This is a genomic window from Burkholderia sp. BCC1998 (assembly GCF_905339875.1).
Classification (GTDB): Bacteria; Pseudomonadota; Gammaproteobacteria; order Burkholderiales; family Burkholderiaceae; genus Burkholderia.
Window position 1 is genome coordinate 296938 of record NZ_CAJPHE010000005.1, and the last position, 22218, is coordinate 319155.

Here is a 22218-nt window from a genome sequence, read left to right on the forward strand (position 1 = left end):
GGCAGGGCGGTACGCGCGGGGACGTTGCGCCGGCTGCGTCAGTTGTGCCGTTCGCCGATTCGGTTCTCTTCCGGGCTCCAGACGCTGAGCCCTTCCGTCGGGTCCATCGGCTGATCCCACGGTCGCGCGGCGATCGCCTGCATCGTCGCGTCGAACCCGGCCTGCCGGCGCGCCGCGATGCCGTCCGGCGTGAAATCGATGTCCTTCCACTGATCGTCGCCGTCGAGCCGCGGCGCCGCGAGCTTGATCACGTGCATCGTCGTCTGGCAGCCCCACGCGGCGAGCGCCTGCACGTCGGCCGACGTTCGCTCCGCCTCCGGCAGCCGCATCACCAGTTCCTTGATCACGTGGCGCAGCCGGTGAATCTGCTGTTGCCGCGCGATGTTGCCGTCCGTGCGGCTCGCGTACTGGATGTCCTTCTGCCGCTCCGACACCTGCCAGATGCTTTGCGGCTCGGGCCCGACCGGATTCCACATCTGCACCGAGAAGATGATCGAGCTGCGGCGCGGCGCATCGTCGAGCACGACCTCGACCGGCGTATTCGAATAGATGCCGCCGTCCCAGTAGGGTGCGCCGTCGATCCGCACGGCCGGGAACGCGGGCGGCAGCGCGCCCGAGCCCATCACGTGGTCGAGGTCGAGCGGCCGGTCGCGCGAATCGAAATAGCGCATCGTGCCGGTGCACGCGTTGACCGCGCCGACGGTCAGTCGCGGCCGGCACGCATTCAGCAGGTCGAGGTCGATCAGCGACGCGAGCGTGTCGCGCAGCGGCTCGACCACGTAATACGACGCGTGCTCGACGCCGACCCGCGCGAGCGGCCCGAGCCACGCGGCGGGATTCGGCCGGAAGAATCCCGTGAGGCCCGCGCCGATCACCGCGAGTTCCGAGCCTATCTTGTCCCAGGTCGTCGGGAAGCCCGGCACGGTCACGGCGGGCCGTTCGGTGACGTGGCGCCAGAATTCGGCCATTCGCTGCGCGCGGTGCGCGGGCGCGTTGCCGGCGATCAGCGCCGCGTTGATCGCGCCGATCGACGTGCCGATCACCCAGTCGGGCTGGATGCCCGCCGCGTCCATCGCCTCGAATACGCCGAGCTGGTATGCGCCCAGTGCGCCGCCGCCCTGGAGCACGAGCACGACCTGTCCGGGTAGCTTCGGGTGTGCGGGTTGACTTGCCGTCATCGCTTGCCTCGTGGTCGGTGACGGCCGGCGGGGGCCGGCCGGTTGGAACCAGTGTAGGCGATCGGCGGGCGTCGCTCCGCGGTGCCGGATCTTCGCGCGCATGGTGCGGCTCGGCGCGCCGCGTCATTCCACGGTGATGGTCTCCTTCATGTACGGATGAATCCCGCAGAACACCTTGTAGACCCCCGGCTTGTCGAAGCGGAACGAGTAGGTCTCGTCCTGGTCGAGCGCGTTCGAATGGAAGATGCCCGCGTCGTTGACGACGGTATGCGGTTCCGCGTCGAGGTTCTTCCACGTGACCGTCGTGCCGGCCTTGATCGTGGTCGACATCGGCGAAAACATGAAGTTGTGGATCGTCACGAGCGGGCCGGCCGGGGGTTGCGCGAATGCGGCGAGCGGCGTGCCGGCGGCGGCCGCGCACAGGGTCAGCGCCGCCAGCAGCGTCGAGGGCTTGAGGAAGGTCATGTCGGTCTCCTTGCGTAGCGGAATCGGGCGAGGGATCAGGCGAGGGATCAGGCCAGCGTCGTGTCGCGCAGCGACGCCGCCACGGGATGGCCGGCGAAGTCGACGGTCGTCACGCCGAGCATCGCGGGCAGCCGGTCGCGCGGCACGGTGAGCGGCACCGGGCCGGGGCCGTTGCCGGCGGTCGGCTGCGGGAACGCGGTGGAGCGCGCGGTGTGGAACGTCACGTTGCCTTCGACCTTCGACACGATCTGGTGAATGTGCCCGTTCAGCACGGTGACCGAGCCGAAGCGGCGCAGCAGCGCCATCGTCTGCGGTGCGTCGCCGGTGCCCCAGCCCCACGGCTCGTAGATGGTCCACATCGGCATGTGCGAGAACACGACGATCGGCGTGCTCGACGATTGCCCCTTCAGATCCTGCGCGAGCCACGCGAGCTGCTCGTCGCCGAAGCTGCCGAGTCCGTTCGGCTTGAAGTGCATCACGTTGACGAGCGCGACGAAGTGCACACCCGCGTGATCGAAGCTGTAGTAGCCGCGGTTGTCCGACGCCTTGCCGAAGCGGCTGAAATATTCGGCGCCCGAGCCGTCGGTCACGTCGTGTTCGCCGGGAACCGTATGCAGCTCCGGCACGCGCAGCGCGGACAGCAGCTGCGACGCCTGGTCGAACTCCGCTGCCTTGGACAGGTGCGTGATGTCGCCGGTATGGATCGCGAGCGCGGGCGTGGCAGGCATCGCGTTGACGAGCTCGATGGTCTGCCGCAGCGTGGCCGCGACGTCGGGATTCGCGTCCTTGTTGAAGCCGATGTGCGTGTCGCTGATCTGCACGAACAGCGGCCGGCCCTTGTCCGCGGGGAGTGCGGCGCCGCTTTGCGCGAGCGCGAGGTCGAACGGCGTCAGGATGCCGCCCGACAGTGTAAACAGCGTGCCGAGGCCGCCGAACGCCATGCATTGCAGGGCCTTGCGACGCGACGGGCGGGTGGGATTCGATGAAGACATGTGAGCCTCGCATTCGTGTGACGGAACCGGACGGCCGGATCGTCCTGGAATAAGCCGGCGCCTTCGTATGCCATACCGCTGCGGCGGCGGATTTATTCCCGCGCGTTGCGAGGTTGCTCGCGGCTTGCGGCGCAATGACGGACCACCGGCGGATGACCTGTCAATGTCCTGTAAGTGACACGTCACGTTTGCGTCATGTCCGCCCGATAGCCTGCGACACCGAATCACTTCTCCGGAGCCCCTCATGCCGAATCTCGCGGCAACGGAAACCAGCGGTGCGGGCGGTCATCGCACGCGCACCATCGGCTTCGCGCCGTTCTTGCCGATCGTTGCCTGCGGCGTCGTCTACGTCGGCGTTCAGCTGAGCGCGGATCCCGGTCCGGTCAAGGAGGGTTCGGTCCTGCCGATCATGCTGCCCGCCGTCGCGCGGGTGCTGGTCTTGCCTGCGTCGATCGCGCGTTCGGCGGTCCTGTACCGGGCGCGCCACAAGCCGTTCTGAGCCGCGCCGGCTAACGGCGCATCCGGCCGCGCGTCACGCGGCCGATCCCATCGATTTTCAATTCGACCAAGACGCTACCGATGGATATCAGTTTCTTCGATCCGAATCGCACCGCCAACGCGTCCGCGTGGCGCGTGCTCCCCAACCGCTGGGATGCGGTCGCGTTTCCGCTGATCATCGGCATACTCGCAATGGCGATCGTCGGCTTTCATCAGACGATGGCGCCGATCGCCGTGCTGCAGACGCAGAAGATCTCGCTCGACCCGTCGAACCTGCCCGAATACGCGTTGCGCACCACGCTGCGGATGCTCGCCGCGATGGTCGCGTCGCTGGTATTCACGCTTGTATACGGCACGCTCGCCGCGAAAAGCCGCCGTGCCGGCATGGTGCTGATCCCGATCCTCGACATCCTGCAGTCGGTGCCGGTGCTCGGCTATATCTCGTTTACGGTCACGTTCTTCCTCGCACTGTTCCCGGGCCGCGTGCTCGGCGCCGAGCTCGCGGCGATCTTCGCGATCTTCACGAGCCAGGCGTGGAACATGACGTTCAGCTTCTACCAGTCGCTGCGCACGGTGCCGCGCGACCTGAGCGAAGTGTCGCGCGGCTTCCACCTGACGCCGTGGCAGCGCTTCTGGAAGCTCGAAGTGCCGTTCTCGATGCCGGGGCTGATCTGGAACATGATGATGTCGATGTCGGGCGGCTGGTTCTTCGTCGTCGCGTCGGAGGCCATCACCGTCGGCAACCAGACGATCACGCTGCCGGGCATCGGCGCGTATCTCGCGCAGGCGATCGCCGACAAGAACCTCGGCGCGGTGGGCTGGGTGATCGTCGCGATGTCGGTCGTGATCCTCGCGTACGACCAGTTCCTGTTCCGCCCGCTCGTCGCGTGGGCCGACAAGTTCCGGATGGAGAACACCGCGTCGGGCGATGCGCCGCAGTCCTGGCTGCTCGACATGCTGCGCCGCACGCACCTGATCCACCAGCTGCTCGTGCCGGCCGGCTGGCTGCTGTCGCAGGCCGCGCGGATTCCGTTGCGCGTGCCGGCGCTCACGGGCAAGCGCTCGCGCGGCACGTCGGCGCGCGGTTCGTCGCGCGTCGGCGATATCGTGTGGGGCGCGTTCGTGATCCTGCTGACCGTGTACGTCGGGTGGCGTGTGGTCAGCTTCGTGGCGACCGGCGTGACGACGGCCGAGGTCGGCCATGTGCTGGTGCTCGGGCTGATCACGTTGCTGCGCGTGCTGGTGCTGATCGCGATCGCGTCGGTGGTCTGGGTGCCGCTCGGCGTGCTGATCGGGCTGCGCCCCGCGCTGGCCGAGAAGATCCAGCCGCTCGCGCAGTTCCTCGCCGCGTTCCCGGCGAACCTGCTGTTCCCGGTGTTCGTGATCGTGATCGTCCACTTCCATCTGAACGCGGACATCTGGCTGTCGCCGCTGATCGTGCTCGGCACGCAGTGGTACATCCTGTTCAACGTGATCGCCGGCGCGATGTCCTATCCGAACGACTACAAGGAAGCGACGAAGAACTTCCGCATTCGCGGCTGGCAGTGGTGGCGGCAGGCGATGCTGCCCGGCATCTTCCCTTACTACGTGACCGGTGCGATCACCGCATCCGGCGGCGCGTGGAACGCGAGCATCGTGTCGGAGTTCGTGCAGTGGGGCGACACCAGGGTCGTCGCGCATGGCCTCGGCTCGTACATCGCACAGATGACCGCCGCCGGCGACTTTCCGAAGATCATCCTGGGCATCGCCGTGATGTCCCTGTTCGTTACCCTGTTCAACCGTCTGCTGTGGCGTCCGATGTACGCCTATGCGGAATCCCGGCTCCGTCTCGATTGAGAGTAAGCGCGATGCAAAACCAGACCGTAATCAACGCCCCTGTCCAGACGTCCCAGCCGCTTCAGCCGCCGCGCCTCGGCGAGGAAATCCTGCGCGTCGAACATGTGAATCGCGGCTTCAACAAGTCGCAGGGCGAGTTGCTCGTGCTCGACGACGCGAACCTGTCGCTGCGCGAGGGCGAGATCGTCGGGCTGCTCGGCCGTTCTGGCTCGGGCAAGTCGACGCTGCTGCGGATCATCGCCGGGCTGATCGAGCCGACCGGCGGTGACGTGACCTATCTCGGCAAGCCGCTGCGCGGCCCGGCCGAAGGCGTCGCGATGGTGTTCCAGACCTTCGCGCTGTTTCCGTGGCTGACCGTGCTGCAGAACGTGGAGGCCGGGCTTGAGGCGCTCGGCGTCGGCGCGCGCGAGCGGCGCGAACGCGCGCTCGCCGCGATCGACCTGATCGGTCTCGACGGCTTCGAGAACGCATATCCGCGCGAGCTGTCGGGCGGCATGCGCCAGCGCGTGGGCTTCGCGCGCGCGCTCGTGGTCGATCCGACGATCCTGCTGATGGACGAGCCGTTTTCCGCACTCGACGTGCTGACCGCCGAGACGCTGCGTACCGACCTGCTCGACCTGTGGACGCAAGGCCGCATGCCGATCAAGTCGGTGCTGATCGTCACGCACAACATCGAGGAAGCGGTGTTCATGTGCGACCGGATCCTCGTGCTGTCGTCGAACCCGGGCCGCGTGATCGCCGAGATCAAGGTGCCGTTCAAGCATCCGCGCAACCGGCTGGATCCCGACTTCCGCAAGCTGGTCGACGACATCTACGCGAAGATGACTGCGCGTCAGACCGGCGAGGCGACGAAGAAGGGGCTCGAGCTCGGCAGCTGGATGCCGCGCGTGTCGACCAACCTGATGGCCGGCCTGATCGAGACGCTCGCGATGGCGCCGTATCACGGCCGCGCGGACATGCCGGAAATCGCGCGCACGCTGCATCTGGAGGTCGACGAACTGTTTCCGATCGCCGAAGTGCTGCAGTACCTCGGTTTCGCCGACGTGCGCGAAGGCGACGTGTTCCTGACGCCGCCCGCGCGCGTGTTCGCGGAGTTCGGCACGCAGGAACGCAAGCTGATGTTCGCGGATCACCTGCTGAAGCACGTGCCGCTCGCCGCGCGGATCCGGAAGGTGCTGAACGAACGCCCGGGCCATCGTGCGCCGCGCGTGCGTTTCGAGCAGGAGCTGGAGGATTTCCTGTCGGACGAGGCGGCGGAGGAAACGCTCGATGCGGTGATCGACTGGGGGCGTTACGGCGAAGTCTTTTCGTACAACGACAAGACGGAAGTGTTCAGTCTCGAGGACGTGGAGAGCTGACGTCCGCGCCCGAATGACGCGCGACCGTCATTCGGGCAAATCCCGCTGATTCGCGTCCTGCTCGCTGCCGCCCGCACTGAGCCGCTCGATCTTTTCCATCCGCTGCCGCGCCAACTCAGGAAGCCGGTTCGTCACGCCGATCACCAGCGCTTCGGCGAGCGCCAGCGCCGGCACGTTGGTCTGCAGCATCGCGAACGGGCGCCCCTGGATCCGCAGCACGATCTCGGCGAACGCGCTGATCGGCGAGCGCCATTCGTCGGTGATCAGCAGCACGCGCACGCCGAGCTGGTGCGCGGCCTGCGCGAACCGGATGCTGTCTTTCTGATAGCGGCGAAAATCGAAAATGACCAGCACGTCGCCGGGCCCCATGTCGGTCAGCGACACCGACGAGAGATTCAGGTTCGGCTCGACGTACTGCACATGCGGGCGCGCATACGCGAGCGTGAACGAAAACAGCGACGCGAGCGGCGCGGTATAACGCCCGCCGCCGCAGAACACGCGGATTTCCGGATCGGCCAGCAGCGTCACCGCTTCGTCGAACGCCGCCGCGTCGAGTCCCTCGATCGTGGTGGCAAGCGATTGCGAGAGCCGCTGGAAGATCGCCGCATGGCTGTCGCGCATCCCCGATTCCGAGTGGAACGCATCCATCCGCGCGAGCGGCGAATTCATCGCGGTATCAATCTCGTCGTGCAGCGCCTGCTGGAACGACGAGTAGTTCGGGAAGCCGATGCGCACGACGAAGCGGAACACGGTCGGGTCGCTGACTTCGGCTTGCTTCGCGAAGCTCGCGATCGGCCCGAGCCCGAGGCTCGGATAGCGCTCCAGCAGCGCGTGCGCGACCTTCTGTTCCGACGGCGTGAAGCTATCCATCTGGGATAGCAGCAACGCCCTGATGCTTGTCCCCATCGGGCACTCCGGCTTGTTTTTATCTGAATGAATGACAAACGGCAGGCATGCGTCTGCCGGCGACGCCGTGCATGTTAGCCGATCGCCGCGCCGCGGACCGTGTGAGGCCACAGATTAGAGGGGCGCATCATTCGGGTCGTCAATCGGCTGATTATGTAATGTATTAAACATTATCGATCGGAACCTTTCCATAAATTCATCGGGAATTCAGTAATTACCCTAGGTTTTGACATGAAAATGCCGATGCTATGATCGCGGCCTCGCCGGAATGTATGGTTTATTACATGCCGGATCAGCAGCGTCGTCCGGCCTTCCGAGTCGGTTGCGCATCCCGGTATGGCCCGGTCATTCGTCTGGAGGATTCCGTCATGAGGCGGCTCGTCGTACTCACCCTGTTGTCGGCCATCAGCGCAGGCGCGCTCGCCGCTTCGGAACCCGCGGTGGAAGCGAAGAACGGCATGGTCGTGTCGTCGCAGCACTTCGCGTCGCAGATCGGCGTCGACATCCTCAAGGAAGGCGGCAACGCGGTGGACGCCGCCGTGGCGGTCGGCTACGCGCAAGCGGTGACCAATCCGTGCTGCGGCAACATCGGCGGCGGCGGCTTCATGACCCTGCACCTGGCCGACGGCCGCGACCGCTTCATCAACTTCCGCGAGACCGCGCCGGCCGCGGCGTCGGCGAACATGTATCTCGATGCGAACGGCAACGTCATTCCGGACGACAGCCTGTACGGCTATCGCGCGGTCGGCGTGCCGGGCACGGTCGCGGGTCTCGACCTCGCGCAGCGCAAGTACGGCAAGCTGACGCGCAGGCAGGTGATGGCGCCGGCGATCCGGCTCGCGCGCGACGGCTTCGTGCTGACGCGCGGCGATACGGACATTCTCGACACGACGATCGAGCGCTTCAGGAAGGACCCGGAAGCCGCGCGCATCTTCCTGCGCCCGGACGGCACGCCGCTGCAGCCGGGCGACCGCCTGGTGCAGAAGGACCTGGCACGCACGCTCGAGCGCATCGCGGAGCAGGGCCCCGACGCGTTCTATCACGGCGAGATTCCGAAGATCGTCGAAGCCGCGGCGAAGCGCGGCGGCGGGGTGATCACGGCGGCCGATTTCGCGTCGTATCGCGCGCAGGACATGGCGCCGCTGACCTGCACGTATCGCGGCTACGAGTTCGTGTCGGCGCCGCCGCCGAGCTCGGGCGGCGTGACGATGTGCGAGACGCTGAACGTGCTCGAAGGGTATGACCTGCGCAAGTTCGGCTACCAGTCTGCGTCGGTGGTCCACTACATGACCGAGGCGATGCGCCACGCGTACGAGGACCGCAATACGCTGCTGGGCGACCCGAACTTCATCGACAATCCGGTCGCGAAGCTGACGAGCAAGCAGTATGCGGCCGAGATCCGCAAGCAGATCAGCGGCGACATGGCGACGGCATCGGTCGACGTGCAGCCGGGTGTCGGCGTGCACGAGAAGCCGGAGACGACCCACTACTCGATCATCGACCGCGACGGCAACGCGGTGTCGACCACGTACACCGTCAACGGCCGCTTCGGCGCGGTGGTGATCGCGCCGGGCACGGGCTTCTTCCTGAACGACGAGATGGACGACTTCACGGTCAAGGTCGGCGCGCAGAACCTGTTCGGCCTCGTGCAGGGCACGCGCAACTCGATCGCGCCGGGCAAGCGTCCGCTGTCGTCGATGGCGCCGACGATCGTGAAGAAGGACGGCAAGGTGTTCATGGTGGTCGGCTCGCCGGGCGGCTCGCGGATCATCACGATCACGCTGCAGACCGTGCTGAACGTGATCGACTACGGGATGACGCCGCAGGATGCGGTCGGTGCGCCGCGCGTCCATCATCAATGGCTGCCGGACCAGGTCTATTACGAGACCCGCGGCCTGTCGCCCGACACGCTCGCGATCCTGCGCAACATGGGCTACAAGATGGTCGAGCAGACGCCGTGGGGCGCCGCCGAGCTGATCATGGTCGGCCTGCCCGGCACCGAGGCGGTGAGCCATCAGAGTTCCGGTAACGATTCGTCGGTGTCGGGCAACGTGCGCGTCGGCTACATCTACGGCGTCAACGATCCGCGCCGCCCGGCCGGTTCGGCGATCGGCTACTGACGTGAGCTGATTTGATCTGATTGCACCAGGCTGAACGGTTGCCCCGGCGTTCGCCATCGCGCGAGCGCCGGGGCAGCGACAGCGCGTCCGTTCGCGGACGTCCGCAGTATCGGGCGGGGCGGGTGCCCGGAATGCCGGGCCCGACCGACCCGCAATGCGCGCCGTGGCACGGCACTGACGCGCGCATTTTTTTTCATTCCTGCTCCGTGCGTCGAGTTCCGTTATGAACAAACGAATGTCTGCGGCAGTCTGGATCTTGCTCGCGATGGCGGCCGGCATCTTCATCGGCTACATGATCTATACGCAGTTTCCGGACAAGCAGTCCGCGACCGAGATCGCCGGCTACATCTCCCTCGTGTCCGACGTGTTCCTGCGGCTGATCAAGATGGTGATCGGCCCGCTGGTGTTCTCGACGCTCGTCGTCGGCATCGCGCACATGGGCGACGCTTCGTCGGTGGGACGCGTGTTCGTGAAGGCGTTCGGCTGGTTCGTCACCGCGTCGCTGATCTCGCTGCTGCTCGGGCTGCTGATGGCGAACCTGCTGCGCCCGGGCGAGAACCTCGGCCTTCCGCTGCCGGATATCGGCGCATCCGCGCATCTCGCGACCTCCAAGTTCACGCTGAAGGATTTCGTCAGCCACATGGTGCCGAAGTCGATCGCCGAGGCGATGGCGAACAACGAGATCCTGCAGATCGTCGTGTTCTCGATGTTCTTCGGCGTCGCGCTGTCGGCGCTCGGCGAGCGCGGCAAGATCCTCGTCGCCGCGATCGACCAGCTGGCGCACGTGATGCTGAAGATCACCGGCTACGTAATGAAGCTCGCGCCGCTCGCGGTGCTGGCGGCGATGGCCGCGACCGTCGCGGTCAACGGGCTGTCGGTGTTGTTGAAGTTCGCGGTGTTCATGGGCGACTTCTACGTGAGCCTGTTCCTGCTGTGGAGCACGCTCGTGATCGCCGGCCTGCTGTTCCTCGGGCCGCGCGTATTCAAGCTGCTGGTGCTGATCAAGGAAGCGTTCATGCTGTCGTTCGCGACGGCGAGCTCCGAAGCCGCGTATCCGAAGATCCTCGACGCGCTCGACCGCTTCGGCGTGAAGCGCAAGATCTCGAGCTTCGTGATGCCGATGGGCTATTCGTTCAATCTCGACGGCTCAATGATGTACTGCACGTTCGCGTCGCTGTTCATCGCGCAGGCGTACAACATTCACCTGTCGCTCGGCACGCAGGTCACGATGCTGCTGGTCCTGATGCTGACGTCGAAGGGGATGGCCGGCGTGCCGCGCGCATCGCTCGTCGTGATCGCGGCGACGCTGCACCAGTTCGACATCCCGGAAGCGGGGCTGCTGCTGATTCTCGGCGTCGACACGTTCCTCGACATGGGGCGCTCGGCCACCAATGCGGTCGGCAATTCGATCGCCAGCGCGGTGGTCGCGAAGTGGGAGGGCGAGCTGATGTCGGAGTCCGAAGCACAAGCGCATGCCGCGCATCTCGACGCGGAACTGGAACGGCAGAACCGCGATCCGGCCTATGGTGCCGGTCAGGCGACGTCCGTTTAAGCGGCACACGCCTCGTCGATGCACGCCGCCAGCACCATCGCGGCGGCGTTGCCCGGCGCCGAGCCGAGCAGTTGCGGCGCGTAGACGCTGTCGCCGCGCGCGATCGGCCGCCCCGACAGCGCGCAGACGCCGCGCTTGCGCGTCGTGAACAGCCGCCACTTCTGGTAGCCGTAGTGGCCGGTGCACGCGTCGCACCACGAAATCATCACGGTGTCGGCCGTGGGCCGCTCGAGCACGCTGATCGACGGCTGGCTCGTCGCATCCCACGACGGCAGGCGATCGCGCGTGATGCTGCGCCGTCGCGGGGCGGCCCATGATACGGACGGCATGTCGAAGCTGCCGATCGCGGCGACGGTCCTGAGCCAGGCAACTGCACTGTTGCTCATCTTTGCTTTCCTCGAAACGTTGGGCGACGCCGCGAAACGCGGCGTCACGACAAGCGGATGCGCGGCTGCACGCAGCCGTTGATCCGTTCGGCGAGCCACAGCAGCGTCGCCTTGGAGAATCCGTGCAGCGCCTGCTGGTGGCGCCGGTACAGCATCAGGTGGCTGAATTGCGCGAAACGCCCCTGGATGAAGCCGCCGCGGAAGAACCCGAATTGGCCGAGCGTGCCGAACGCGTCGTAGTCGCTGATCGACACGAGCGCGCCGAAATCGTGGAACGCGAACGGCGGCAGCGGCTTGCCGTCGAGCCAGGCGGGCAGGTGTTTCGCGAGATGTTCGGCCTGCTGGGTCGCCACCTGCGCGGTGGGCGGCAGCGGCCGTTCCTGGCCGTCGGGCTGCAGGCTCGCGCAATCGCCGATTGCGAACACGTGCTCGTCGGCCGTGGCCTGCAGCGTAGGTCCGACCAGGATCTGGTTCGCGCGGTTCGTGTCGAGCCCGCCGAGTGCCTGCATGAAATCGGGCGCCTTCACACCCGCCGCCCACACCATCAGATCCGCTTCGGCGAACGAACCGTCGCCGTAGTGGAAGCCGTTCGCATCGGCCGCCGTCACGCGCGTGGACGTCAGCACGTGAAAGCCGATCTGCTCGAGCCGTCGCTGCGCCGACGCGGAAATCCGCGGCGGAAATGCGGCGAGGATGCGCGGGCCGCTTTCGAGCAGCGTGAGCCGCAGCCGCTCGCGCACCGTCGCGTCGCCATACGCCTGCGCCACTTCCAGCAGCCGGCTCAGTTCCGCCGCCAGCTCCACGCCCGTCGCGCCCGCGCCGACGATCGCGACGCGAAACGGCTCGTCGCGCGCGATGCTGCGGAACACGCGCATCCGCAGCGCTTCGTTGAAGGTTTCGGCCTGCCGCTGGCTGTCGATGAAGTAGCAGTGCTCGCGCACGCCCGGCACGCCGAAATCGTTGGCCTGGCTGCCGAGCGCGAGGATCAGCACGTCGTATTCGAGTTCGCGCGCGTCGATCACGCGTTCGCCGTCCTGCGAGCGAATCTCGCCGAGCTGCACGCGACGGCGCGCGCGATCGAGCCCCGTCAATTCGCCGGGCTGGTACGTGTAGCCGTGATCGCGCGCATGGGCGAGAAAGATCACCTGCTGTTGCTGCACATCGCGCGTACCGGCCGCGATCGTGTGCAGCATCGGCTTCCAGACATGGGTCGGGCTGCGGTCGACCACGGTGACCTGGGCGCGCCCGGTGCGGCCGAGACGTTCGCCGAGGCGGGTTGCGAGCTGCAATCCGGCGATGCCGCCACCGACGATCACGATGCGAGTAGGGGTTGTCATGAATAAATCATCACGTGATGAATAAGGTATGATCCTAGCGCTTCCCGGCTTCGCGTGTCAACGGAGCGGGCAGGCAACCCGGTTCCGCGGACGCGAACCGGGGCCCGGACACGGGCATTCGATTCATTCAACGGGAGCAGGAAAACGTGGCTGAAGTCACTGAGCGCGCGCCGTCGAAGCGGCGTACGCGCGGGCGGCCGCTGGCGGAGGCGTCCGTCGGACCGGACGTGATATTGCGGGCCGCGCGCCGCACGTTCGCGAAGCGCGGCTACGACGCGACGAGCGTGCGCGAGGTCGCGCGCGAGCTGGGCATCGACGCGGCGCTGATCGCCCATCATTTCGGCGCGAAGGAGACGTTGTGGCTGGCTGTCGTCGAGCAGATCGTCGACCTGGCCGAGCCGCTGTTCGACGCGTTGCGCGCGCTGCGCACGTCGTCATTGCCGCATCGCGAGCGCGTGCGGCGCGCGATCGAGCTGTGCGTCGATCACGAGTTCGCGGAGCCGGACATCGGCATGTTCTTCTCGACGGCAGCGACCGAGGAGGGCGGGCGGCTCGACTGCCTGCAGCAGCGGATCGTGCGCCCGTATCACGACGCGATGTTTCCGCTGCTGGCCGACGCGGTCGAGGCCGGCGAGATCCGCCCGGTCGATCCGAACGTGCTGTTCTTCATGATCGCGAGCGCGGTCGGCACGACGGTGTCGTATAGCCACATGATGCTGGAGTTCACGTCGCTGCCCACGCGGCAGGAGGCGTTCCGGCAGGCCGTGCTCGACGTCGCGCTCGGCATCCTGAGCGTCTGAGCGTCTGAGCGCCGCGCGCGACGCGAAGCCGGCCGGCGCGCCGGCGCGATTGACCTTACGCCGGGCAGGGCTCGGACTTCCATTGTTACCAACCGTCAACATTCAGGCAGACTGGCGCCCTCACGGGCACGGCGATCGCGGTGAACGGCGGGGCGGGCCGGTCGGGTGACGCGGGAAGCCGGCGCGGCATCGTGCATCGCACCGGCCGCCGCGCATGCGTCAGTCGAGATCGGGCGGCGTGTCGCCGAGCCAGCGCCGCGCGCCCGGCCCGTGGCGTCCCGCGCGGTCCTCGGGATTGGTCAGCTTGCAGCGCTTCAGCGACAGGCAGCCGCAACCGATGCATTCGTCGAGATTGATGTAGAGCCGCTGCAGTTCCTCGATCCGGTTCGCGACGCGCTGTTTCCAGCCGCGCGACAGCCGCTGCCAGTCCTTGTTGGTCGGCGCGGTGTCTTCCGGCAGGCTCACGAGCTGTTCGGCGATCTCGTCGAGCGAATAGCCGATCTTCTGCGCGAACACGATGAACGCGATCAGCCGCAGCACCGCGCGCGAATAGTGGCGATGGCTCGAGCCGTTGCGGTGCGACTTGATGAGCCCGCGCGTCTCGTAGAAACGCAGCGTCGATGCCGGCACGCCGCTGCGCGCGGCCACTTCGCGGATCGACATCAGCGGCCATTGCGGGATTTCGTCGATACCCATGACGCCCTCCGGGAAAGCTTGACTTGAAGTTAACTTCAACTTTTATGCTACGCGGCAGTTTAACCCGTCGCGAGGCATCATGCTCTCCTTATCCCTACGCAGGACCTCGCCTTTGGGCGCGGCCTGCGCACTGCTGCTGGCGTTGTCGGGCTGTCACGACGGCAAAGGCGAAACGGCGGCCCAGCCGCTTCCCGAAGTCGGCGTGACGACCGTCGCGCCGCGCACGATCCGCCTCGCGGACGAATTCAACGGACGCGTCGAAGCAGTCGACGCGGTCGAGCTGCGGCCGCGCGTGAGCGGCTATCTGCAGCGCATCGCGTACAAGGAGGGCGACCTCGTCGCGCAGGGCGCGGTGCTGTTCGAGATCGATCCGCGTCCGTACCGGATCGCGCTCGACCGCGCGAACGCACAGCAGCAGCGGGCGCGCGCGGCCGCGAGCCTCGCCGATGTGCAGCTCAAGCGCGTGCGGACACTGATCGATGCGCATGCAACTTCCCAGGAGGAACTCGACAACGCGCGCGCGACCGCCGAGCAGGCGCGCGCCGACCTGCGGGCGGCCGACGCGGCCGTCGCCGACGCGAAGCTCAATCTCGGTTTCACCGAGGTGCGTGCGCCGATCGCGGGGCGCGTCGGCCGCGCGATCGCGACCGCCGGCAACCTCGCGCGTGCGGACGACACGCTGCTCACGACCGTCGTGTCGCAAGACCCCGTCTACGTGTATTTCGACTGCGACGAGCAGAGCTACCTGCGCTACAACGCACGGCGCGCCAACCCGAAGCATCGCGCGATCGGCGCCGATCCGGTGCGCGTGGGTCTCGCGAACGAGACGGGTTTCCCGCACGCGGGCACCGTCGATTTTCTCGACAACCGGCTCGATCCGCAAACCGGCACGATTCGTGCGCGCGTGCGGCTGCCGAACGCGGACCACACGTTCACGCCGGGCCTCTATGCGCGCGTCCAGCTCGTCAGCGGTCGCGACCAGGATGCGCTGCTCGTCGACGACAAGGCGGTGCTCACCGACCAGGACCGCAAGTACGTGTACGTGATCGGCGCCGGCGACAAGGCGCTGCGTCGCGACGTCACGATCGGCCGTGCGCTGGACGGCGAGCGGATCGTCGAGAAGGGGCTGGAGCCGGGCGATCGCGTGGTCGTCGACGGCGTGCAGCGGATCTACTATCCGGGTGCGCAGGTGAAGCCGAAGGTGCTGCCTGCACGCGCGGATGCGGACACCGGCACCGGCCCGGGCAGCGGCACGCAGGCCGCGGCGGTGGCCGTGGCCGACGCCGGCGCGCCGGCCGCACGGTAACGGGAGGCCCGCAATGGATTTCTCCCGCTTCTTCATCGACCGGCCGATTTTCGCGGTCGTGCTGTCGATCGTCATCTTCGCGATCGGCCTGATCTCGATCCCGATGCTGCCGGCCGGCGAATATCCGGAAGTCGTGCCGCCGAGCGTCGTCGTGCGCGCGACGTACCCGGGCGCGAACCCGAAGGAAATCGCCGAATCGGTCGCCGAACCGCTGGAAGAGGCGATCAACGGCGTCGAAGGCATCATGTACATGAAGTCGGTCGCCGGTTCGGACGGCAGCCTGCAGGTCGTCGTCACGTTCCTGCAGGGCGTCGATCCCGATACGGCCGCCGTGCGCGTGCAGAACCGCGTGAGCCAGGCGTTGTCGCGCCTGCCGGACGAGGTGCGCCAGTACGGCGTGACCACGCAGAAGCAGTCGCCGACGCCGCTGATGTACGTGAGTCTCTATTCGCCGGACAACAGCCGCGATTCGCTGTACCTGCGCAACTACCTGACGCTGCACGTGAAGGACGAGCTGTCGCGCCTGACCGGCATCGGCGACGTCGGCGTGTACGGCTCAGGCGACTACGCGATGCGGCTCTGGCTCGACCCGAACCGGCTGGCGTCGCGCGGGCTGACCGCGAGCGACGTGATCGCCGCGGTGCGCGAGCAGAACGTGCAGGTGTCGGCCGGCCAGCTCGGCGCGGAGCCGACGCCGAAGAAAAACGACTTCCTCGTGTCGATCAACGTGCGCGGCCGGCTGCGCACCGTGCAGGAATTCGGCGACATCGTGCTGCGCAACGGCGACGACGGCCAGGTCGTGAAGCTGTCCGACGTCGCGCGCATCGAGCTCGGCGCGGGCGACTATACGCTGCGCTCGTACTTCAACGACAAGCATTCGTCCGTGGTCGGCATTTTCCTGTCGCCTGGCGCGAACGCGCTCGACGTCGCGAAGGCGGTGTATGCGAAGCTCGACGAACTGTCGAAACGTTTCCCGCCGGGCGTCGCCTATCGTCCGGTGTGGGACCCGACCGTGTTCGTGCGCGAATCGATCCGCGCGGTGCAGCACACGCTGATCGAGGCCGTCGTGCTGGTCGTGCTCGTCGTGATCCTGTTCCTGCAGACCTGGCGCGCGTCGATCATTCCGCTCGTCGCGGTGCCCGTGTCGGTGGTCGGCACGTTCGCGTGGCTCTACCTGCTCGGCTATTCGATCAACACGCTGACGCTGTTCGGGCTCGTGCTCGCGATCGGGATCGTCGTCGACGATGCGATCGTGGTGGTCGAGAACGTCGAGCGCAACATCGCACAGGGTTTGAGCCCGCGCGACGCCGCGCACCAGGCGATGCGCGAGGTGTCGGGGCCGATCGTCGCGATCGCGCTCGTGCTGTGCGCGGTGTTTGTGCCGATGGCGTTCATGTCGGGTGTGACGGGCCAGTTCTACAGGCAGTTCGCGGTGACGATCGCGATCTCGACGGTGATCTCCGCGGTCAATTCGCTGACGCTGTCGCCCGCGCTCGCCGCGAAACTGCTGCGTCCGCACGGCGCGCCGAAGGACGCGTTGACGCGCGTGCTCGACCGCGCATTCGGCTGGCTGTTTCATCCGTTCAACCGCTTCTTCGAGCGCAGCTCCGATCGCTATCACGGCGTGGTCGCGCGCACGCTGAAGCGGCGCGGCGCCGTGTTCGCGGTCTATGCGGCCTTGCTCGCCGCGACCGCGCTGCTGTTCAACGCGGTGCCGGGCGGCTTCATCCCCGTGCAGGACAAGCTGTACCTGTTCGCCGGCGCGAAGCTGCCGGAGGGCGCGTCGCTCGCCCGCACCAGCGCCGTCACCGAGCAGATGACGAAGATCGCGCTCGGCACCGACGGCGTCGAGATGGTGCCGGCGTTCGCCGGGCTGAACGCGCTGCAAGGCGTGAACACGCCGAACATCACGAACTCGTACGTGATCCTGAAGCCGTTCGACCAGCGTCACCGCAGCGCCGCGCAGATCAACGCGGACCTGAACGCACGCTTCGCGGCGATCGGCGGCGGCATCACCTATGCGCTGATGCCGCCGCCGATCCAGGGCCTCGGCAACGGTTCGGGCTACTCGCTTTACCTCGAGGATCGCGGCGGGCTCGGCTACGGTGAATTGCAGAAGGCACTGACGGCGTTCCAGGCCGCGGTCGCGAAAACGCCGGGGATGAGTTATCCCGTCAGCTCGTACCAGGCGAACATCCCGCAGCTGGAAGTGAAGGTCGACCGGCTGAAGGCGAAGGCGCAAGGCGTCGCGCTCACCGACCTGTTCAACACGCTGCAGGTCTATCTCGGCTCGATGTACGTGAACGACTTCAACGCGTTCGGCCGCGTGTACCGCGTGATGGCGCAGGCCGATGCCGGTCACCGGCAGACGGCCGCGGACATCGCGAACCTGCGCACGCGCAACGCGAAAGGCGAGATGGTGCCGATCGGCTCGATGGTGACGGTCGCGCCCGCGTATGGGCCGGACCCGGTCGTCCGCTACAACGGCTATCCGGCGGCGGACCTGATCGGCGACGCCGATCCGAAGGCGATGTCGTCGTCGCAGGCGATCGCGAAGCTGCAGCAGATCGCGAAGGACGTGCTGCCGCCGGGCATCACGCTCGAATGGACCGATCTCAGCTACCAGCAGGTCACGCAGAGCAATGCGGCGATCGTCGTGTTCCCGCTCGCGGTGATGCTCGCGTTCCTGGTGCTCGCGTCGCTGTACGAGAGCTGGACGCTGCCGCTTGCGGTGATCCTGATCGTGCCGGTGTGCATGTGCGCGGCGCTGTTCGGCGTGTGGCTGTCCGGCGGCGACAACAACGTGTTCGTGCAGGTCGGTCTCGTCGTGCTGATGGGGCTCGCGTGCAAGAACGCGATCCTGATCGTCGAGTTCGCGCGCGAACTCGAAATCCAGGGCAAGGGCGCGATCGCGGCGGCGCTCGAGGCATGCAGGCTTCGGCTGCGCCCGATCGTGATGACGTCGGTCGCGTTCATCGCGGGCTCGGTGCCGCTCCTGATCGGCGGCGGCGCGGGCAGCGAAGTGCGGGCGGCTACCGGCGTCACGGTGTTCGCGGGGATGCTCGGCGTCACGTTGTTCGGGCTGTTCCTCACGCCCGTGTTCTACGTGGCGATCCGCAAGCTCGCGCGCGGCACGCCGGCCGTGTGGAGCGAACAGCACGGCACCCTCGAAGGAGAAAACCGATGAGCGCCGCATTCCGTCTTTCCGCGCTCGCGCTGTCGATGACGCTCGCCGCGTGCGCGGTCGGCCCCGATTTCAGGCGGCCCGCTACGGCGAGCGCCGCGCGCTTTGCGCGCGACACGCATCCGGCTACGCCCGATGCGTCGTCGCCCGACGCGTCGGCCGCTGCCGATGCCGCGTTCTGGCGCGGCTTCGGCGATCCGGCGCTCACGCAGCTGATCGATGCGGCGCTCGCAGCGAACCAGGACCTGCAGGTCGCCGTATCGCGCTACGACGCATCGAACGCGCTGCTGTCGCAGGCCGCGTTCGACCGCTATCCGACAATTACCGCGAGCGGCCGGATCGGCCATCAGCTGACGAGCAGGGACCAGGCGTTCGGCGCGCCGCGCAGCCAGCGCGACACGCCGATCTCCAGTGTCGGGATCAATGCGGCGTGGGAACTCGACCTGTTCGGCCGCGTGCGCCGCTCGATCGAGTCGCAGCGGGCGGAAACGGCTGCGAGTGCGGCCGACGTGCGCGCGGTGCGCGTCGCGATCGCGGGCGAGGTCGCGAGTACGTACGTGGATCTGCGCGGCTCGCAGGAGCGGCTGCGGATCGCACGCGAGAACGCCGACAACCAGAAGCAGACGCTCGCGCTGATCAATGCGCGTGTCGGCGCGGGACGCGGCTCCGAACTCGATGCGGCGCGGGCGCGCGCGCAGTACGAATCGACGACGTCGCGGATCGCCGTGTACGAAGCGGCGATCGGCGTCGACGAGCATCGGCTCGCGGTGTTGACCGGGCAGACGCCGGATGCGCTGATCGGCCGGTTCGACATCCCGAACGCTGCCGCATCGAAAGGCGTGCCGGTACCGCTGCCGGCGCTTGCAGCCGACATCGATCCCGGCACGCCGGGCGACCTGCTGCGCCGCCGTCCCGATGTCGCTGCCGCCGAAGCACGACTGCACGCGGCGACCGCGCGCGTCGGCGTCGCGACAGCCGACCTGTTTCCGCGCTTCACGCTGTCGGGGCTGCTCGGCAGCGCGACGAGCAGCTACGGATTCTTCCGTGCGGGCAGCGATACGAACCTGATCGCGCTCGGCATCGACTGGTCGTTCCTCGATGTCGGCCGCGTGCGCGCGCGGATCGCGGCGAGCGACGCGGACGCGGCCGGCCAGCTCGCGCAGTACCGGCAGACCGTGCTCGGCGCGCTGGAGGAAACGGAGAACGCGCTGCTGCGTGTCGCCCGCACGCGGGAGGAGACCGCGCACCTCGTGCGCGCGGCGGACGACAGCGCTCGCGCGGCACAGCTTGCACAGACGCGCTTCTCGGCCGGTGCGATCGACTACTACGAAGTGCTCGACGCGCAACGGACGCTGCTGCAGGCGCAGGACGCGGCGGCCGACGGGCGGATGCGCAGCGCGGCATCGACGGTCGCGCTGTACAAGGCGCTCGCGGGCGGCTGGCCGTCGGAAACGGCGCAGCAGGCACCCGGTCCGCTCGCGCGATCGGGGCAGTAGGGCGCGGTCGCGCGGCGGGCAGGGGCGTTGCGTCCGCCCGCCGGGCGATCGACTTCGCATCGCCGGGTAGGCGCCTGCGTCCCCGTTGCCGGCCCGCAACGGCGTCGCACGGACTGACGACGGTCGATGCGGCGCCGGTCCCGTGGATCGGCATGGCACTCCGTGCGCCTGCCTTGCAGCGATGCCGGCCGTTCAGCGGGGCCGGATCGCCGGCCGGCTCGCGCGTCGGTGGCAGCCCGGCGCACCTTGCATCGCCCGGGCCGCCCGCGCGGCGCGCCAACCGGTCGATTCCCCGTCGCGAAACATTGTTCTGCCTCGTCGTAAACGTCTCGAATGCGTGATATTTGCGCTGCCCGATCCGGTTTAGAGTGGCCGCAAATCGATGACGATGTGTCGTATGGCCGCAGTCGCGGGCCGTACAGACGCGCCAGAGGAGCTGGAGACAAATGACTGAAGGCAGGATTACCCAAGTCGAATCGTTCGGTTTCGAGCGTATTCCCGACGTATCGCGCTATGCGCGTCCGATCGATCTGTTCCGGTTGCTGTTCGGCGGCTGCAACACGTTTTCCACGTCGGTGCTCGGCAGCTTTCCCGTGCTGGTCGGGCTGTCGTTCAAGGCCGGCATGTGCGCGATCGTGCTGGGCGTGCTCGCCGGCACCTGCATCCTCGCGCCGATGAGCCTGTTCGGCCCGCGCAACGGCACGAGCGACCCCGTGTCGTCCGGCGCGCATTTCGGCATTCACGGCCGGATCGTCGGGTCGTTCCTCGCGCTGCTCACGTCGATCGCGTTCTTCTCGCTCGCGGTGTGGAGCTCGGGCGATGCGCTCGTCGGCGGCGCGCACGACATGGTCGGCGTGCCGGTCAACGGCTTCACGCTCGGCGCCGCGTACATGGTGTTCGCGGTGCTCGTGCTGATCGTCTGCATCTACGGCTTTCGCTTCATGCTGTGGGTCAACAAGATCGCCGTGTGGGCCGCGAGCCTGCTGTTCGTCGCCGGCCTGTTCGCGTTCGCGGGGATGTTCGACCTGAACTACGCTGGCACGTTGAACCAGGGCAGCGCAGGCTTCTGGGCCGCGTTCGTCGGCGCCGTGCTGGTCGCATTGAGCAACCCGGTGTCGTTCGCGTCGACGCTCGGCGACTGGGCGCGCTACATTCCGCAGCAGACGCCGAAGCGGCGCGTGATGGCCGCCGTGTTCGCCGCGCAGATCGCGACCTTCGTGCCGTTCTTCTTCGGGCTCGCGACCGCGACCATCATCGCGTCGAAGGCACCCGCGTTCATCGCGTCGAACGACTACGTCGGCGGGCTGCTCGCCGTGTCGCCGCGCTGGTTCCTGCTGCCGATGTGCCTGATCGCGATCATCGGCGGGATGTCGACCGGCACGACCGCGCTGTACGGCACGGGCCTCGACGTGTCGAGCATGTTCCCGCGCTTCCTGAATCGTGTGCGCGCGACGCTGCTGATCGGCACGATCGCGATCGCGTTCATCTTCGTCGGCCGCTTCTGGTTCAACCTCGTCGAAAGCGTCGCGACGTTCTCGACGCTGATCGACACGTTCAGTTGCCCGTGGATGGCGATCATGGTGATCGGCTACGTGACGCGCCGCGGTTACTATCTCGCGGACGATCTGCAGGTGTTCAACCGCGGGCTGCGCGGCGGCCACTACTGGTTCACGCACGGCTGGAACCTGCGCGCGATGGGCGCGTGGCTGCCGGCGGCCTTCATCGGACTGTCGTTCGTGAACCTGCCGGGCCAGTTCGTCGGGCCGCTCGGCAACCTCGCGGGTGGACTCGATCTCAGCGTGCCGGTGTCGCTGGTGGTCGGCGGGCTGCTGTATTTCGTGCTGCTGACGGTGTATCCGGAAGCGGAAGGCGTGTACGGCGCGCGCGGACGTTTCCTCGTGCGCGGCGGCAGGCAAGCGGCGCGCGGTGTCGGCGCCCCGGCAATTCAGCCGAAGGGGTATTGAGCGCAGCATCGCGCGTCGCTGCGCGCTGGAAATACCGGTGCCGCCGCGCGGGAGATCCGCCGGCGGCATGGTTGTTTCAGGATGCCGGGTTGTATGCGCGTATGGAAGGCCGCCCCTGACTTCTCCCGCGCGCGGCCGAAAACG

General features: G+C 67.4%; 17 protein-coding genes. 10 read left to right on the forward strand and 7 right to left on the reverse strand.

From position 1 onward, the window contains the following. Positions 1-38: 38 nt before the first annotated feature. The 3 genes from U5A56_RS12125 to U5A56_RS12135 all read right to left on the reverse strand — a co-directional run bounded on the left by U5A56_RS12125 (position 39) and on the right by U5A56_RS12135 (position 2635). Positions 39-1178 carry a patatin-like phospholipase family protein gene (locus U5A56_RS12125; protein ID WP_124489035.1) on the reverse strand — a complete coding sequence of 380 codons (1140 nt, stop codon included), beginning with the start codon at positions 1176-1178 and terminating at the stop codon, positions 39-41. A gap of 123 nt (positions 1179-1301) precedes the next feature. Further along, positions 1302-1643, reverse strand: a complete 342-nt coding sequence (locus U5A56_RS12130) for a cupredoxin domain-containing protein (RefSeq protein ID WP_044846686.1) — start codon at positions 1641-1643, stop codon at positions 1302-1304. A 47-nt stretch (positions 1644-1690) separates the two neighbouring features. Then, positions 1691-2635: a metallophosphoesterase family protein gene (locus U5A56_RS12135; RefSeq protein ID WP_044846687.1), complete on the reverse strand. Its 945-nt coding sequence runs from the start codon at positions 2633-2635 to the stop codon at positions 1691-1693. Between the two features lie 244 nt (positions 2636-2879). On the opposite strand from U5A56_RS12135, the gene U5A56_RS12140 reads away from it, so the two are divergent. From U5A56_RS12140 to U5A56_RS12150, 3 genes are all read left to right on the forward strand, one after another. Beyond that, positions 2880-3134 (forward strand): hypothetical protein, encoded by a 255-nt coding sequence (locus U5A56_RS12140; protein WP_063927853.1) that lies wholly within the window; start codon positions 2880-2882, stop codon positions 3132-3134. Between the two features lie 80 nt (positions 3135-3214). Further along, entirely contained in the window at positions 3215-4969 is a 1755-nt protein-coding gene (locus U5A56_RS12145) for an ABC transporter permease subunit (RefSeq protein ID WP_321922514.1), read from the forward strand. A gap of 11 nt (positions 4970-4980) precedes the next feature. Next, complete coding sequence (locus U5A56_RS12150; RefSeq protein WP_044846689.1) at positions 4981-6327, forward strand: AAA-associated domain-containing protein; 1347 nt, start codon at positions 4981-4983, stop codon at positions 6325-6327. Positions 6328-6354: 27 nt separating this feature from the next. Here the strand turns inward: U5A56_RS12150 and U5A56_RS12155 are convergent, their stop codons facing one another. After that, on the reverse strand, positions 6355-7233 hold the full coding sequence (locus tag U5A56_RS12155; RefSeq protein ID WP_321922516.1) for a MurR/RpiR family transcriptional regulator: 879 nt from the start codon (positions 7231-7233) through the stop codon (positions 6355-6357). Between the two features lie 368 nt (positions 7234-7601). On the opposite strand from U5A56_RS12155, the gene ggt reads away from it, so the two are divergent. Further along, positions 7602-9353, forward strand: a complete 1752-nt coding sequence (gene ggt, locus U5A56_RS12160) for a gamma-glutamyltransferase (protein ID WP_321922518.1) — start codon at positions 7602-7604, stop codon at positions 9351-9353. 223 nt (positions 9354-9576) lie between these two features. Further along, positions 9577-10905 (forward strand): dicarboxylate/amino acid:cation symporter, encoded by a 1329-nt coding sequence (locus U5A56_RS12165; RefSeq protein ID WP_044846692.1) that lies wholly within the window; start codon positions 9577-9579, stop codon positions 10903-10905. Here U5A56_RS12165 and U5A56_RS12170 read toward each other — a convergent pair. After that, positions 10902-11291, reverse strand: coding sequence for a DUF3331 domain-containing protein (locus U5A56_RS12170; RefSeq protein WP_044846693.1), 390 nt, complete (start codon positions 11289-11291; stop codon positions 10902-10904). The genes U5A56_RS12165 and U5A56_RS12170 overlap by 4 nt on opposite strands. Positions 11292-11335: 44 nt before the next feature. Continuing rightward, complete coding sequence (locus U5A56_RS12175) at positions 11336-12628, reverse strand: NAD(P)/FAD-dependent oxidoreductase (protein WP_257769470.1); 1293 nt, start codon at positions 12626-12628, stop codon at positions 11336-11338. A 146-nt stretch (positions 12629-12774) separates the two neighbouring features. On the opposite strand from U5A56_RS12175, the gene U5A56_RS12180 reads away from it, so the two are divergent. Beyond that, positions 12775-13428 carry a TetR/AcrR family transcriptional regulator gene (locus U5A56_RS12180; protein ID WP_124892734.1) on the forward strand — a complete coding sequence of 218 codons (654 nt, stop codon included), beginning with the start codon at positions 12775-12777 and terminating at the stop codon, positions 13426-13428. 219 nt (positions 13429-13647) lie between these two features. Here U5A56_RS12180 and soxR read toward each other — a convergent pair whose 3' ends face one another. Continuing rightward, on the reverse strand, positions 13648-14124 hold the full coding sequence (soxR, locus tag U5A56_RS12185; RefSeq protein WP_321922522.1) for a redox-sensitive transcriptional activator SoxR: 477 nt from the start codon (positions 14122-14124) through the stop codon (positions 13648-13650). Positions 14125-14203: 79 nt separating this feature from the next. On the opposite strand from soxR, the gene U5A56_RS12190 reads away from it, so the two are divergent. From U5A56_RS12190 to U5A56_RS12205, 4 genes are all read left to right on the forward strand, one after another. Beyond that, positions 14204-15430, forward strand: coding sequence for an efflux RND transporter periplasmic adaptor subunit (locus U5A56_RS12190; protein ID WP_321922524.1), 1227 nt, complete (start codon positions 14204-14206; stop codon positions 15428-15430). A 13-nt stretch (positions 15431-15443) separates the two neighbouring features. Beyond that, positions 15444-18617, forward strand: coding sequence for a multidrug efflux RND transporter permease subunit (locus tag U5A56_RS12195; protein ID WP_321922526.1), 3174 nt, complete (start codon positions 15444-15446; stop codon positions 18615-18617). Next, positions 18614-20110, forward strand: a complete 1497-nt coding sequence (locus tag U5A56_RS12200; protein ID WP_321922528.1) for an efflux transporter outer membrane subunit — start codon at positions 18614-18616, stop codon at positions 20108-20110. The genes U5A56_RS12195 and U5A56_RS12200 overlap by 4 nt, the downstream gene beginning before the upstream one ends. A 446-nt stretch (positions 20111-20556) precedes the next feature. Continuing rightward, positions 20557-22074 (forward strand): purine-cytosine permease family protein, encoded by a 1518-nt coding sequence (locus U5A56_RS12205; protein ID WP_321922530.1) that lies wholly within the window; start codon positions 20557-20559, stop codon positions 22072-22074. Positions 22075-22218 lie beyond the last annotated feature (144 nt).